General features: G+C 72.5%; 13 protein-coding genes. 8 read left to right on the top strand and 5 right to left on the bottom strand.

The window, feature by feature from the left end; all coding sequences use genetic code 11:
- The first annotated feature begins 70 nt into the window (after positions 1–70).
- The 4 genes from IEZ05_RS01535 (at position 71) to IEZ05_RS01550 (ending at position 3456) form a co-directional block, all read left to right on the top strand.
- Positions 71–1291, top strand: a complete 1221-nt coding sequence (locus IEZ05_RS01535) for an MFS transporter (RefSeq protein ID WP_189228104.1) — start codon at positions 71–73, stop codon at positions 1289–1291.
- A gap of 112 nt (positions 1292–1403) precedes the next feature.
- Positions 1404–2276 (top strand): alpha/beta fold hydrolase, encoded by an 873-nt coding sequence (locus IEZ05_RS01540; RefSeq protein WP_189228105.1) that lies wholly within the window; start codon positions 1404–1406, stop codon positions 2274–2276.
- A gap of 113 nt (positions 2277–2389) precedes the next feature.
- On the top strand, positions 2390–3244 hold the full coding sequence (locus tag IEZ05_RS01545) for a helix-turn-helix domain-containing protein (protein WP_189228106.1): 855 nt from the start codon (positions 2390–2392) through the stop codon (positions 3242–3244).
- The gene (locus IEZ05_RS01550) at positions 3241–3456 is read left to right on the top strand and encodes a DUF397 domain-containing protein (protein WP_189228107.1); all 216 of its coding nucleotides are present in this window, start codon (positions 3241–3243) and stop codon (positions 3454–3456) included. Before IEZ05_RS01545 ends, IEZ05_RS01550 begins: the two co-directional genes overlap by 4 nt.
- A 51-nt stretch (positions 3457–3507) precedes the next feature.
- Here the strand turns inward: IEZ05_RS01550 and IEZ05_RS01555 are convergent, their stop codons facing one another.
- Both IEZ05_RS01555 and glnA read right to left on the bottom strand, forming a co-directional pair.
- A complete protein-coding gene (locus IEZ05_RS01555) occupies positions 3508–3735 on the bottom strand; it encodes a hypothetical protein (RefSeq protein ID WP_189228108.1) in 228 nt (75 codons plus the stop codon).
- 351 nt (positions 3736–4086) lie between these two features.
- On the bottom strand, positions 4087–5448 hold the full coding sequence (gene glnA / locus IEZ05_RS01560) for a type I glutamate--ammonia ligase (protein ID WP_189228109.1): 1362 nt from the start codon (positions 5446–5448) through the stop codon (positions 4087–4089).
- 310 nt (positions 5449–5758) lie between these two features.
- Here glnA and IEZ05_RS01565 point away from each other — a divergent pair, with 310 nt between their 5' ends.
- From IEZ05_RS01565 to IEZ05_RS01575, 3 genes are read left to right on the top strand one after another with little or no spacing between them, the layout of a single operon-like run.
- Positions 5759–6427 carry a DUF3105 domain-containing protein gene (locus IEZ05_RS01565; RefSeq protein WP_189228110.1) on the top strand — a complete coding sequence of 223 codons (669 nt, stop codon included), beginning with the start codon at positions 5759–5761 and terminating at the stop codon, positions 6425–6427.
- Complete coding sequence (locus IEZ05_RS01570) at positions 6424–7050, top strand: DUF305 domain-containing protein (RefSeq protein WP_229869550.1); 627 nt, start codon at positions 6424–6426, stop codon at positions 7048–7050. Before IEZ05_RS01565 ends, IEZ05_RS01570 begins: the two co-directional genes overlap by 4 nt.
- Before the next feature lie 60 nt (positions 7051–7110).
- Positions 7111–8865 (top strand): NAD+ synthase, encoded by a 1755-nt coding sequence (locus tag IEZ05_RS01575; protein WP_189228111.1) that lies wholly within the window; start codon positions 7111–7113, stop codon positions 8863–8865.
- A gap of 21 nt (positions 8866–8886) precedes the next feature.
- Here the strand turns inward: IEZ05_RS01575 and IEZ05_RS01580 are convergent, their stop codons facing one another.
- Positions 8887–9330, bottom strand: coding sequence for a VOC family protein (locus IEZ05_RS01580; RefSeq protein WP_189228112.1), 444 nt, complete (start codon positions 9328–9330; stop codon positions 8887–8889).
- 194 nt (positions 9331–9524) lie between these two features.
- Here IEZ05_RS01580 and IEZ05_RS01585 point away from each other — a divergent pair, with 194 nt between their 5' ends.
- Positions 9525–12527, top strand: coding sequence for a bifunctional [glutamine synthetase] adenylyltransferase/[glutamine synthetase]-adenylyl-L-tyrosine phosphorylase (locus tag IEZ05_RS01585; RefSeq protein ID WP_189228113.1), 3003 nt, complete (start codon positions 9525–9527; stop codon positions 12525–12527).
- A 122-nt stretch (positions 12528–12649) separates the two neighbouring features.
- On the opposite strand, the gene IEZ05_RS01590 is transcribed toward IEZ05_RS01585, so the two are convergent.
- The gene (locus IEZ05_RS01590) at positions 12650–13513 is read right to left on the bottom strand and encodes a phosphatase PAP2 family protein (protein ID WP_189228114.1); all 864 of its coding nucleotides are present in this window, start codon (positions 13511–13513) and stop codon (positions 12650–12652) included.
- Positions 13514–13598: 85 nt separating this feature from the next.
- Entirely contained in the window at positions 13599–14633 is a 1035-nt protein-coding gene (locus tag IEZ05_RS01595) for a LacI family DNA-binding transcriptional regulator (RefSeq protein ID WP_189228115.1), read from the bottom strand.
- Positions 14634–14662: the final 29 nt, after the last annotated feature.

Raw genomic sequence — 14662 nt, forward strand, 5'->3', positions numbered from 1 at the left:
GTTCCGTACGGGAACATACGACAGTCCCCTCCCGTACGCACACCTCCGCTCTCGAAAGGCGAGACCCTTCATGCCCCTGGCCCTGCTCGCCCTCGCCGTGGGCGCCTTCGGCATCGGCACGACCGAGTTCGTGATGATGGGCCTGCTGCCCGATGTCGCCGACGACCTGCACATCTCGATCCCCACCGCCGGACACCTGGTCTCGGCGTACGCGCTCGGCGTCGTCATCGGCGCCCCGCTGCTCGCGGCGGCCACCGCGCGGATGTCCCGCCGCACGGTCCTGATCGCCCTGATGGTCCTCTTCGTCGCGGGCAACGCGCTGTCGGCCGTCGCCCCCGGCGAGGTCTCCCTGCTCGCCGCCCGCTTCGTCAGCGGCCTGCCGCACGGCGCCTTCTTCGGCGTCGGCGCGGTGGTCGCCACCGGCATGGTGGCACCGGAACGCAAGGCCCGCTCCGTCTCCCTGATGTTCCTGGGCCTGACGGTCGCCAACATCGTCGGCGTCCCCGCGGCCACCGCCATGGGCCAGCAGCTCGGCTGGCGGGCCACGTTCCTCGGCGTCAGCGCGATCGGCGTCGCGGCGATAGCGGCCCTCGCGGCGCTGATCCCGCGCGACCACGCCCCGGCCCCGACGACGGGCCTGCGCGGCGAACTGGCCGCCCTGCGCTCCCTGCCGGTCTGGCTGGCCCTCGGCACCACGGTCGCCGGCTTCGGCGCGCTCTTCGCCGCCTACAGCTACATCACGCCGATGCTCACGGACGCGGCCGGCTTCGCCGACGCGAGCGTGACCCTGCTGCTGGCCCTCTTCGGCGTCGGCGCCACCGCGGGCAACCTGCTGGGCGGCCGCCTTGCGGACCACTCCCTGCGCGGCACGCTCTTCGGCGGCCTCGCCTCCCTGGTCGTGGTCCTCGCGCTCTTCCCCCTCCTGATGCGCACGGAGGTCACGGCGGCCCTCGCCGTGGCGCTGCTCGGCATGGCCGCCTTCATCACCGGCTCGCCCCTGCAGCTGATGGTCATGGAGAAGGCCTCCGCGGCCCCCTCCCTCGCCTCCTCGGCCAACCAGGCCGCCTTCAACCTCGCCAACGCCGGCGGCGCCTGGATCGGCGGCCTCACCCTCGCGGCGGGCTTCGGCACCACGTCCCCGGCCCTGGCGGGCGCGGCCCTGGCCGTCCTCGGCCTGGCGGTCGCGGCCACGGCCCACACGGTGGACCGCCGGGCCGCCGCCGCGGCCGTCGGCCGCGAGCGCGTGGTCGCGGGGCACGTGCCGGGAGTGGCGGAGACGGTACGACGGTGACGCCTGCCTGCGGCCCTTGGGCGGGCCCGGTGACGGGAGGCCGGCGTGCGGTCCGCCGGGTCGACGGAAAAGGCCGTGCGGAGGCGCTCCGCCCCGCTGCATGATGCCGACCATGGCTGCCTTCACCGCCGATCCCGCCCGCCTCGGTGAGACGCGCCTGCCGGACGGCCGCCTGCTCGGCTGGGCCGAGTGGGGCCCTCGGGACGGTGTGCCCGTCCTGCTGTGCCCCGGGGCGGCCACGAGCCGCCGGCTCGGCTTCGGCGCGGGCGTCGTCGACGCGCTCGGCGTCCGCCTGATCTCCGTCGACCGTCCCGGACTGGGCGCCTCCACGCCCGCTCCCGGCCGCACCTTCGCCGACTTCGCGGCCGACGTGCGCGCCCTGTGCGCGCTGCGCGGCCTGGGCCGCCCGGCCGTGGTCGGCAACTCCCAGGGCGCCCCGTTCGCGCTGGCCTGCGCGGAGGCCGGAGTCGCCTGCGCGCTGTCCCTGGTCTCGGCCGCGGACGAGGTGGCGGCCCCCGAGTTCGCCGCCGCCCTGCCCGCGGAGCTGCGCGCCCTGACCGAGCGGGCCGTGCGGGACCCGGCCGCCACCGAGGAGTTCTTCGCGGGCTTCGACGCGGAGGCGATGTGGGACCTGGTCATGGGAGGCAGCCCCGTCTGCGACCTCGCCGTCTACCGGGGCCCCGAGTTCTCGACCGCGTACCGCCGTGCCCTGGCCGAGGGGTTCACCCAGGGCGCCGGAGCCGGATACGCCCGGGACACCGTCCTCGCCATGGGCCGGTGGCCGTTCACGCTCGACGCGATCACCGTGCCGGTGGACATCTGGTACGGCGAACAGGACACGAGTCACTCGCCCGACAAGGGCGCCCTGCTCGCCACTCGCCTGCCCCAGGCCCACCGCCGGGTTGTCCCCGGCATCGGCGGCGCCGTGCTGTGGACGCACGCCGAGGCGATCCTGACGTCGCTGCTGGAGATCGCCCGCAGCTGAAAGCCGTCGGTCACCCGTTCGCGTGCCGGGAGCGCCGACCACCTCGTCCGCCCGGGCCCGCCCGCCTACCGTGAGCGGCGTCGCGATGCGACGCGTACGGCGGAGGGGTGCGGATGTCGGTGGACGGCGGGACGGACGAGCCGGGGTGGGAAGTCGACCCGGACGACGAGTGGGGCGTGGCGGTCATTGCCACCGTCGGACGGCAGCTGAAGCTGCGGCGCGAGGCGGTGGGGATGCGGGCGGGCGACTTCGGGGCGGCGGTGGGGTACGGGGAGGACCTCGTCTACAAGATCGAGGGCGGGAAGCGGATTCCCCGGCGGGAGTACCTGGAGAAGGCGGACGAGGTGCTGGGGGCGGGCGGGCTGCTGACCGCCATGTGGGAGGACGTCGCGAAGGTCCGGTACCCGAAGCGCGTCCGGGAACTGGCGAAGTTGGAGTCCTGTGCGGTCGAGATCGGGTTGTACAGCACCCACAACGTCCACGGCCTGCTCCAGACCGAAGCCCACATGCGCGCGTTGTTCGATGCGTGGCTACCCGCCTACACGGAAGAGGAGACCGAGCGCATGGTTGCCGCCCGGTTGGCCCGCCGCTCGGTCTTCGAGCGGTCGCCGGCGCCCGCCCTCAGCTTCGTCCAGGAGGAAGCGACGCTCCGCCGCCCGGTCGGAGGCAGAATGGAGTGGCGTCGGCAACTCGAACGCCTGCTGGAGCTGGGGGAGTTGCGGCACGTATCGATTCAGGTGATGCCGACCGACTGCGAGGAGCACGTCGGGACGGGCGGGCTGATCGAGGTGCTGAAGTTCCCCGACGGCACTGCGGTGGGGCGCTCAGAGGGGGCGTTCGCCGGGCGGCCGGTGACCGACCCGAAGCAGCTGAGGATCCTCGAGTTGCGCTATGGCATGATCCGGGCCCAGGCTCTCACGCCCCGAGAGTCGCGGGCCGTCATCGAGCAGATGCTTGGAGAGTCATGATTCGCACTCCTGCGACCCCAGAAGCCCCGGCTCCGGCATGGTTCAAGAGCAGCTACAGCAGCAGCGGAGACGGCAACGACTGCATCGAGGTCGCCATAGCCACCGCGACCGCCACCGTCCACATCCGTGACTCCAAGCGCCCCGACGGTCCCCGCCTCGCCGTCACCCGGCGGGCGTGGGAGGGGTTCCTGGCCGGTACCGGCGCGAACTGAGCGGGCCCCGGACGCGGTGGTCCGGGGCCCGGCGTACTTCGGGGCTGTGACTCAGATGCTCATGGTGCGCGCCTGGCCGTGCGCCGCGCCGCCGCCGAGCGTCACGCCGAGACCGGCGCAGGCGGAGACCGAGCCGGCCTCCGCGTACAGGCCCGCGGCGACGCCACCGCCGGCCGTGAAGACGGCCGCGCCGGCGTCGAGGCCGACATGGCCGCCGGACACCTGGTCGAGGTCCGTGTCGGAGAGTTCAGCCGTTTCGACCTGGGGGACGAGATTCATGGCAGGTCTTCCCTTCGCGCGAAAGAATCGGAGCGGTGGAGCGGGCACGCCCGAGCTCCGGATCGGGGAGTCCGGAACCGATCACCGGGATGCCGCGTGCTGATCAAAGCATGCTGACGAACAACCCATCGTCCGCGGGTTGTTGAGCGTTCACCGGTGTGTGCATGCGGTCAGGGAACGAGCCCCCGTCTTCACGCTTTCCGCCGGTGGGGGAGCCCTCACCGGGGCGGGGATGCGCGCAGCCGCCCCCGCCCGCCACCGCCCCGCCCCGTCCGCGTGACCGTGCGATGAACGGTGTGCAGGTCCGAGGGATTTTCGGGAACGCCCCCGGACCCGCCCCCCAGCGGAGCGCTACAGCACCGGCAGCGACTTGCGCAGCTCGAACGCCGTCACCTGGGACCGGTACTCCTCCCACTCCTGCCGCTTGTTGCGCAGGAAGAAGTCGAAGACGTGCTCGCCGAGGGTCTCGGCGACCAGGTCGCTGTGTTCCATCAGGGCCAGGGCCTCGCCCAGGTTCTGGGGGAGCGGCTCGATGCCCAGGGCGCGGCGTTCGGCGTTGGACAGGGCCCACACGTCGTCCTCGGCGCCCGGCGGGAGCTCGTAGCCCTCCTCGATGCCCTTGAGGCCCGCGGCCAGCAGGACCGCGTAGGTCAGGTACGGGTTGGCGCCGGAGTCGATGGAGCGGACCTCGACGCGGGCCGAGCCGGTCTTGCCGGGCTTGTACATCGGGACGCGGACCAGCGCCGAACGGTTGTTGTGGCCCCAGCAGATGTAGGACGGGGCCTCGCCGCCCGCGCCCGCCGTGCGCTCGCTGCCGCCCCAGATGCGCTTGTACGAGTTCACCCACTGGTTGGTGACCGCCGAGATCTCCGCCGCGTGCCGCAGCAGGCCCGCGATGAAGGAGCGGCCGACCTTGGAGAGCTGGTACTCCGCGCCCGACTCGTAGAAGGCGTTGCGGTCGCCCTCGAAGAGCGAGAGGTGCGAGTGCATCCCCGAGCCCGGGTACTCCGAGAACGGCTTCGGCATGAAGGTGGCCTGCAGGCCCTGCTCCAGCGCGACCTGCTTCATGACCAGGCGGAACGTCATGATGTTGTCGGCCGTGGACAGCGCGTCCGCGTAGCGCAGGTCGATCTCCTGCTGGCCGGGGGCGCCCTCGTGGTGGGAGAACTCCACCGAGATGCCCATCGACTCCAGCATCGTGATCGCCTGGCGGCGGAAGTCCATGCCGATGTTCTGCGGGGTGTGGTCGAAGTACCCGGAGTTGTCGGCGGGCGTCGGCACCGAGCCGTCGACCGGCTTGTCCTTCAGCAGGAAGAACTCGATCTCCGGGTGCGTGTAGAAGGTGAAGCCCAGGTCGGAGGTGCGGGCCAGGGCGCGCTTGAGGACGTAGCGCGGGTCCGCGAAGGACGGCGAACCGTCCGGCATGAGGATGTCGCAGAACATCCGGGCCGTGCCGGGCGCCTCCGCGCGCCAGGGCAGGATCTGGAAGGTCGACGGATCCGGCTTGGCGATCATGTCGGACTCGTAGACCCGGGCGAAGCCCTCGATCGCCGAGCCGTCGAAGCCGATGCCCTCGTCGAAGGCCTGCTCCAGCTCGGCCGGGGCCACGGCCACGGACTTGAGGAAGCCCAGCACGTCCGTGAACCACAGGCGTACGAACCGGATGTCGCGCTCCTCGAGCGTCCGGATCACGAACTCCTGCTGCTTGTCCATCTTCCGCTTCCCCATCCTTGCTGGTCAGGCCGCCTGTCTCCGGTGAGGGGGAAGGCGGTCGGGCACCTGAGCATCACACCACAGCACCGTTTCGTACGCGTTGCGGACCTTGATCGGCCGGCCGGCCCCGGCCTGAACGGGGGCCGGACCGCGTGTACCGCTCACCCGCAGCGTAGAGGCCGCGTGTTCGATCGGGCCATTCCTGCGGCCCCGCCGCGTCAGATCACGTGACCACCCTACGAAATACCCCTCCCTCACCATTACGATCAGCGCACTCACCGCCCCCCGTTTTCCCAGAAGGGCACACCCCATGGGTTCCGCCAAGAAGAGCAGCAACACGGCGCGGCAGGCACGCATAGCGGAGATGCGACGCGCCGAGGAGGCCCGCGACCGCCGGAACCGGATCCTCACGATCGGGATCAGCGTCGTGGTCGTCGTCGGTCTCGTCGTCGGCGGTGTCGTCCTCGTCCGCTCGCAGTCCGACGACTCCGACGACACGGCGGCCACGGACTCCAAGACCTCCGGCAAGTTCGTCGCCGGCGAGGACGGCGTGCAGACCTGGCAGGGCACCCTCTCCCGCAACCACGTCGCCCAGAAGGTGACGTACCCGGTCGAGCCCCCGGTCGGCGGCGACCACAACCAGGTCTGGATGAACTGCGACGGCGACGTCTACACCAAGCCGCTGAACAACGAGAACGCCGTGCACTCGCTGGAGCACGGTGCGGTCTGGGTGACGTACACCGACAAGGCGCCGAAGGCCGACGTCGAGAAGCTGGCCGCCAAGGTCAAGAAGACGCCGTACTCGCTGATGAGCCCCGACGACAAGCAGAAGGACCCGATCGTGCTGTCCGCCTGGGGCCACCAGCGCACGGTGACCGGCGCCGACGACCCGAACGTGGACAAGTTCTTCGAGAAGTTCGTCCAGGGCGAGCAGACCCCCGAGCCGGGGGCCGCGTGCACCAACGGGCTGTCGCAGTGAAACCCAGGCGGGCCGGATGGATCGCGGGGTCCGCCGCGGCGGCGCTCGTCGCGGCCGGTGCGATCACCTACGCGGTCGCCGGCGACGACGGCGGCGCCGGCACCCCGTCCGCGGACTCGGCGGACGCCGGGTTCGCGCGGGACATGTCGGTGCACCACCAGCAGGCCGTCGAGATGTCGTACATCGTGCGCGACCGCACCGAGGACGAGGAGGTGCGGCGGCTCGCCTACGACATCGCGCAGACCCAGGCCAACCAGCGGGGCATGATGATCGGCTGGCTCGACCTGTGGGGGCTGCCGAAGGTGTCGTCCGACCCGCCCATGACCTGGATGGGCATGGGCGACATGCCGTCGGCGGGGGAGGGCTCGCTGATGCCCGGGATGGCCACCGACGCCCAGATGGCGAAGCTGGCCGGCCTGAGCGGCCGGCAGGCCGAGGTCTACTACCTCCAGCTGATGACCGAGCACCACAAGGGCGGCGTCCACATGGCCGAGGGCTGCGTCAGCAAGTGCACGGTCGGGGTGGAGAAGCGGCTGGCCCGGGGAATGGTGGAGTCGCAGGAGTCGGAGATCCGGCTGATGGCGGACCTGCTGGCGCAGCGCGGCGCGAAGCCGGGGGCATGACGCCGAGGCCGGAACCGGCATCACCCCCCATAGCGTCGGTCTGACGATTACACTGGCCGTGTGCCTCAGCTACGACTCGCCCTGAACCAGATCGACTCGAGCGTCGGCGACATCGCCGGGAACGCGGAGTCGGTCGTCCGCTGGACCCGGCACTCCGCCGAGCAGGGAGCCCACCTGGTGGCCTTCCCGGAGATGGTGCTGACCGGGTACCCCGTGGAGGACCTGGCCCTCCGGTCGTCCTTCGTGGAGGCCTCCCGCGCGGGTCTGCGCTCCCTCGCGGCCCGCCTCGCCGACGAGGGCCTCGGCGACCTGCCCGTGGTCGTCGGCTACCTCGACCGCTCGGCGACCGCCCAGCCGAAGTACGGCCAGCCGGCCGGCGCCCCGCAGAACGCGGCGGCCGTGCTGCACGGCGGCGAGGTGGTGCTGAGCTTCGCCAAGCACCACCTGCCGAACTACGGCGTCTTCGACGAGTTCCGCTACTTCGTCCCCGGCGACACCATGCCGGTGCTGCGGGTGCGCGGCGTCGACGTCGCCCTCGCCATCTGCGAGGACCTGTGGCAGGACGGCGGCCGGGTGCCCGCCGCCCGCTCGGCGCGGGCCGGGCTGCTGCTCTCGGTCAACGCCTCGCCCTACGAACGCGACAAGGACGACACCCGGCTGGAACTGGTCCGCAAGCGCGCCCAGGAAGCCGGCTGCACCACCGCCTACCTCGCCATGACCGGCGGCCAGGACGAGCTCGTCTTCGACGGCGACTCCATCGTGGTCGGCGCCGACGGCGAGGTCGTGGCGCGGGCTCCGCAGTTCTCCGAGTGCTGCATGGTGCTCGACCTGGACCTGCCGGCCGCGGCCGCGGCGGCGCCGGCCGGCGTGGTGGACGACGGGCTGCGCATCGACCGGGTCGTCCTGTCCGAGGAGCCGGTCCCGGCCTACGAGCCCGAGCTGACCGGCGCGCACGCCGAGCGGCTGGACGACGACGAGGAGGTCTACTCGGCCCTCGTCACCGGCCTGCGCGCCTACGTCACGAAGAACGGCTTCCGCTCGGTGCTGATCGGCCTGTCCGGCGGCATCGACTCCGCCCTGGTCGCGGCGATCGCCTGCGACGCGGTCGGCGCGGAGAACGTGTACGGCGTGTCGATGCCGTCCAAGTACTCCTCCGCGCACTCCAAGGACGACGCGGCCGAGATGGCCCGGCGCACCGGCCTGAACTACCGCACCGTGGCGATCGAGCCGATGTTCGACGCGTACATGGGCTCGCTCGGCCTGACCGGCCTCGCGGAGGAGAACCTCCAGTCGCGCCTGCGCGGCACGCTGCTGATGGCGATCTCCAACCAGGAGGGCCACATCGTCCTGGCGCCCGGCAACAAGTCGGAGCTGGCGGTGGGCTACTCGACGCTGTACGGCGACTCCGTGGGCGCCTACGGCCCGATCAAGGACGTGTACAAGACGTCGGTCTTCCGCCTGGCCGAGTGGCGCAACCGCGCCGCCCGGGACCGCGGCCGGACCCCGCCGATCCCGGAGAACTCGATCACCAAGCCCCCGAGCGCCGAACTGCGCCCGGGGCAGGTCGACACGGACTCCCTGCCGGACTACCCGGTGCTCGACGCGATCCTCGCGCTGTACGTCGACCAGGACCGGGGCGCGGACGAGATCGTCGCCGCCGGGTACGACCGGGAGCTGGTGACCAGGACGCTGCGCATGGTGGACACCGCGGAGTACAAGCGGCGCCAGTACCCGCCGGGCACCAAGATCTCCGCGAAGGGCTTCGGCAAGGACCGCCGCCTGCCGATCACCAACCGCTGGCGCGAGACGGGCTGACGTCAGCCCCTGGGGAGGGTGCTACCGCTGCCGCTTCAGGTCCGCCAGCACCTGGTGCAGCGGCTCCGTCTCCCGGCGCCGGTACTCCTGGATCGCCCAGCCGTTGCCGTCCGGGTCCGTGAAGTACATGAACGTGGCGCCGTCGTCCGGCGCGTACTGCACCGGCTCGGAGACCTCCAGGCCGCGGCCCACCAGTTCCGCGTGGGCCGCCTTGATGTCGGCGACGCACAGCTGGAGCCCCTGGTAGGAACCGGGAGCCGGCGTGGGGCCCGGCGTCATCTCCCAGATGCTGTCGCCGAGGGCGACCGAACAGCCGGAGCCCGGGGGCGTCAGCTGGACGATCCGCATCCCCGGCATCACCTCCTGGTCGATGTCGACGTGGAAGCCGACCTTGTCCCGGTAGAAGTCCCGGGCGCGGTCGATGTCCGTCACGGGCAGCGGGATCACTTCGAGGGTGAAGTCCATACCTTCACCGAAGCCGATAACGGCCCGCCGCGCCACCGAAAGGGCGGAACTCCCCGTGCGGCGACGTACCGGATCACGGACGGCGCCGTCCGCGCCTGAGCCCGGCCGCGGCTCCCCGGTTACGCTCAAGGCCGTACGACCTTGATCCGACGGGTCCGGTGCCACCGGGCCCGCAGGTCCGACAGGAGGCCGAGATGACGGCGCCGGGGCGCAGGAGCAGTACCTTCACGCGACTGCTGCGGCACGGCTTCACCGATCCCTCGGCCGCCGAGCGGCTGCTGGACGGCGTGGAGCTGGCACCGGTCCGCAACGACCCGGTCCTGCTGGAGGCACTGGGCGCCACCGCCGACCCGGACCTCGCCCTGCACGGCCTGGTCCGCCTCCTGGAGGCACAGCCCGACCCCACCGCGCGCCGGGAGCTGCTGGACACCCTGATAGCGGCCAAGCCGCTGCGCGACCGCCTCCTCGGCGTGCTCGGCGCCTCCGAGGCGCTCGCCGACCACCTCGCCCGGCACGCCGGCGACTGGCAGGCCCTCGTCACCTACGAGCCGCGCGACCTGCACCGGGGGGTGGCGGAGTTCGAGCGGGGCCTGGCCGGGGCCACCGACCCCGTCTCCCTGCGCGTCGCCTACCGGCGCTGCCTGCTGTCCATCGCCGCCCGCGACGTGTGCGGCACCATCGACGTCGCCGAGACCGCCGCCGAGCTCGCCGACCTCGCCACCGCCACCCTGCGCGCCGCCCTCCGGCTCGCCGAGGAGGCCGCGCCCGAGGACGCCGCGCTGTGCCGGCTGGCGGTGATCGCGATGGGCAAGTGCGGCGGACACGAGCTGAACTACGTCTCCGACGTCGACGTCATCTTCGTGGGCGAGCCCGCGGAAGGCATCGCCGAGGCCGACGAGACCAAGGCGCTGCGGGCCGCGACCTCCCTCGCGTCGCACATGATGCGGATCTGCTCCGAGACGACCGTCGAGGGCACCATCTGGCCCGTCGACGCCAACCTGCGCCCCGAGGGCCGCAACGGCCCGCTGGTGCGCACCCTCAGCAGCCACGTCGCCTACTACCAGCGCTGGGCCAAGACCTGGGAGTTCCAGGCGCTGCTCAAGGCCCGCCCGGTCGCCGGCGACCTGGCCCTCGGCGGCGAGTACGTCGCCGCCCTCCAGCCCCTGGTGTGGCAGGCCGCCGAACGCGAGAACTTCGTCGCCGACGTGCAGAAGATGCGCCGCCGGGTGGTGGAGAACATCCCCGTCGCCGAGGTCGACCGCCAGCTCAAGCTGGGCCCGGGCGGCCTGCGCGACGTCGAGTTCGCCGTGCAGCTGCTCCAGCTCGTGCACGGGCGGGCCGACACGTCGCTGCGCAGCGGCACGACGCTGGACGCGCTGAAGGCCCTCGCCGCGGGCGGCTACGTCGGCCGGGCGGACGCCGCCCAGCTCGACGAGGCGTACCGCTTCCTGCGCTCCATGGAGCACCGCATCCAGCTCCACCGGCTGCGGCGCACCCACCTCGTGCCCGAGGACGAGGCCGACCTGCGGCGCCTCGGGCGTTCCCTCGGCCTGCGCAACGACCCGGTCACCGGGCTGCTGCGCGAGTGGAAGCGGCACGCCTCCGTCGTGCGCCGCCTGCACGAGAAGCTGTTCTACCGACCGCTGCTCGACGCGGTCGCCCAGCTGGCGCCGGGGGAGACCCGGCTGCGCCCCGACGCGGCCCGCGAGCGGCTGGTCGCCCTCGGGTACGCCGACCCGGCCTCCGCCCTGCGGCACCTGGAGGCGCTGGCCTCCGGCGTCACCCGCAAGGCCGCGATCCAGCGGACCCTGCTGCCGGTGCTGCTGGGCTGGTTCGCCGACTCCGCCGACCCGGACGCGGGCCTGCTCAACTTCCGCAAGGTCTCCGACGCGCTCGGCAAGACGCCCTGGTACCTGCGGCTGCTGAGGGACGAGGGCGCGGCGGCCGAGAACCTCGCCCGGGTGCTGTCCGCCGGGCGGCTCGCCCCGGACCTGCTGATGCGGGCGCCCGAGGCGGTGGCGCTCCTCGGGGACGGTGACGCCGGGGGGCTGGCGCCGCGCGGGCGGGCCCAGCTGGAGCAGGAGGTACTCGCCGCGGTGCGCCGCGCGGACGGCGCGGTCCAGGCGGTCACGGCGGCGCGCGGCGTGCGGCGCCGTGAGCTGTTCCGTACGGCAGCCGCCGACATCGTCGGCTCCTACGGCACCGAGGCGCAGCCCGTCGAGGCCGATCAGGGCGCCCTGGTGGACCGGGTCGGCGCCGCGGTGTCGGACCTGACGGCGGCGACGCTGGCGGGCACCCTGCGGGCCGTGGTGCGCGAGGGCTGGGGGGACACCCTGCCCACCCGGTTCGCGGTCATCGGCATGGGCCGCTTCGGCGGGCACGAGCTGGGCTACGGCTCGGACGCCGACGTCCTGTTCGTCCACGAGCCCCGGGACGGGGTCGACGAACGGGAGGCCGCGGACGCCGCGAACAAGGTGGTCGCCGAGATGCGCCGCCTGCTCCAGGTGCCCAGCGCCGACCCGCCCCTGATCGTCGACGCCGACCTGCGGCCGGAGGGCAAGTCCGGACCGCTGGTGCGCACGCTCAAGTCGTACGCCGCCTACTACCGGCGCTGGTCATTGACGTGGGAGTCGCACGCGCTGCTGCGGGCCGAGTTCGTCGCCGGCGACGAGGACCTGGGGCGGCGCTTCACCGAGCTGGTCGATCCGCTGAGGTACCCGGCGCAGGGGCTCTCCGAGGAGGCCGTACGGGAGATCCGGCGGCTCAAGGCCCGGATGGAGTCCGAGCGGCTGCCGCGCGGCGCCGATCCCAAGCTGCACGCCAAGCTGGGTCCGGGCGGCCTGTCCGACGTGGAGTGGACGGTGCAGCTGATGCAGCTGCGGCACGGCCACGCGGAACCCGGCCTGCGCACGACCAGGACCCGGCAGGCCCTGGCGGCGGCGTGCGAGGCGGGGCTCATCTCGGAGGAGAACGCCGCGATGCTGGACGAGGCGTGGGTGCTGGCGACGCGGGTGCGCAACGCGGTGATGCTGGTGCGCGGCCGGGCCGGCGACACGTTCCCGACCGACCCGCGCGAACTGGCGGCGGTGGGCCGCTACCTCGGTCACGGCCCGGGCCACGCGGGCGACATGCTGGACGAATACCGCCGCACGGCCCGCCGTGCCCGAACGGTGGTGGAGGACCTGTTCTACGAGTAGCCCGGCCCCCCGGATGCCCTGGTCGACCCCAGCTGCGCCGGGCCACACCACCCACCCCCGCGCACCGGCACCCCGCACGTCACAGGCCCCGGGTCACGCACTCCGGCTCCCACCTCGCACTCTCAGGCGCGCGTGGGCCACCACGCCCCCCGCCGCGCCCCAGCCCCGGGCACCGCCCGAGGCAACGCATACGGCAGCCTCCCGTACCACACCCGGGCCACCGCGTAACCGAAGGCCAGGCACAGCAGACCCCCCACCGCGTCCAGCCAGAAATGGTTCGCGGTCGCCACGATCACCACCAGCGTGAGCACCGGATACACCAGCCCCAGCACCCGCACCCACGGCACCGACGCCAGCGCGAAGATCGTCAGCCCGCACCACACCGACCACCCGATGTGCATCGACGGCATCGCGGCGTACTGGTTGGACATGTTCTTCAGGTCGCCGGACGCCATCGACCCCCACGTCTGGTGGACCATCACCGTGTCGATGAAGTGCCCGCCGTTCATCAACCGGGGCGGGGCGAGCGGATACAGGTAGTAACCGAGCAGGGCCACACCCGTCGTCGCGAAGAGGACCAGACGGGTCGCCGCGTACCGCCCCGGATGGCTGCGGAACAGCCAGACCAGCACACCCAGCGTCACCACGAAGTGCAACGTGGCGTAGTAGTAGTTCATGCCGACGACCAGCCAAGTCACCGAGTCGACGGCACGATTGACCGACTCCTCCACGGCGATCCCGAGCTGCTGCTCGACCCGCCAGATCCAGTCGGCGTTGCGCAGCGCCTGCCCCCGCTGCTCCGGCACGGCGTTGCGGACGAGCGAGTACGTCCAGTAGCTGAGCGCGATCAGCAGGATCTCGAACCACAGGCGGGGCCGGCGCGGCCTGCGCAGACGGCGCACGAACCCCCGCCCCGTCTCTTCCGTGACGGGGTGCGGAGCGCCCTCTTCCAGGCGCTCCCGAGTCCTCACGGTCGCGTCACCCATAGGCATGAAGTCTGCCAGAAAAGCCTTCTCCCACCGATCATCCCCCTCCCGGGTCCGGGCCGCACCCGCTGCCCCCGGGGAGCGGTCAGGACCGATGCCGGTCGCCCGGCGCCGAGGCGGTCGAACCGCGCACCACCAGCTCCGGCATGAACACGAACTCGCTGTGCGGCGCGGGAGTCCCGCCGATCTCCTCCAGCAGCGTGCGCACCGCCGCCTGCCCCATCGCCGGGACCGGCTTGCGGACGGTCGTCAGCGGCGGGTCGGTGAAGGCGATCAGCGGCGAGTCGTCGAAGCCGACGACCGAGACGTCCTTGGGCACGTCCAGCCCGCGCTGCCGGGCCGCCCGTATGGCGCCCAGCGCCATCATGTCGCTGGCGCAGACCACCGCCGTGCAGTCCCGCTCGATGAGCGCGGTGGCCGCGGCCTGGCCGCCCTCGAGGGTGTAGAGGGAGTGCTGGACGAGTTCCGTCTCCACGGTCCGCGCGTCGAGGTCCAGTTGTTCCTGGACGGTGCGGACGAAGCCCTCGATCTTGCGCTGCACCGGCACGAACCGCTTCGGACCGAGGGCCAGCCCGATGCGGGTGTGGCCCAGCGAGACGAGGTGGGTGACGGCCAGGCTCATCGCGGCGCGGTCGTCGGGGGAGATGAACGGCGCCTGCACCTTCGGGGAGAAGCCGTCGACCAGGACGAAGGGCACTCCCTGGGCGCGCAGCCGCTCGTAGCGCTCCATGTCGGCGGTGGTGTCGGCGTGCAGTCCGGAGACGTAGATGATGCCGGCGACCCCGCGGTCGACCAGCATCTCCGTCAGTTCGTCCTCCGTGGAGCCGCCCGGGGTCTGGGTGGCGAGGACTGGGGTGTAGCCCTGGCGGGTCAGTGCCTGGCCGATGACCTGGGCCAGGGCCGGGAATATCGGGTTCTCCAGCTCCGGGGTGATCAGACCCACCAGGCCCTCGCTGCGCTGCCGCAGTCGCACGGGGCGCTCGTAGCCCAGGACGTCGAGGGCGGCGAGCACGGACTGTCGGGTGGTGGCGGCGACGCCCGGCTTCCCGTTGAGGACGCGGCTGACCGTCGCTTCGCTCACGCCCGCCTGGGCGGCGATGTCGGCAAGCCGTGTGGTCACAGGGGTGGACTGTACCTGTCGGAGGGCGC

This window comes from Streptomyces flaveolus, assembly GCF_014648815.1.
Classification (GTDB): Bacteria; Actinomycetota; Actinomycetes; order Streptomycetales; family Streptomycetaceae; genus Streptomyces; species Streptomyces flaveolus.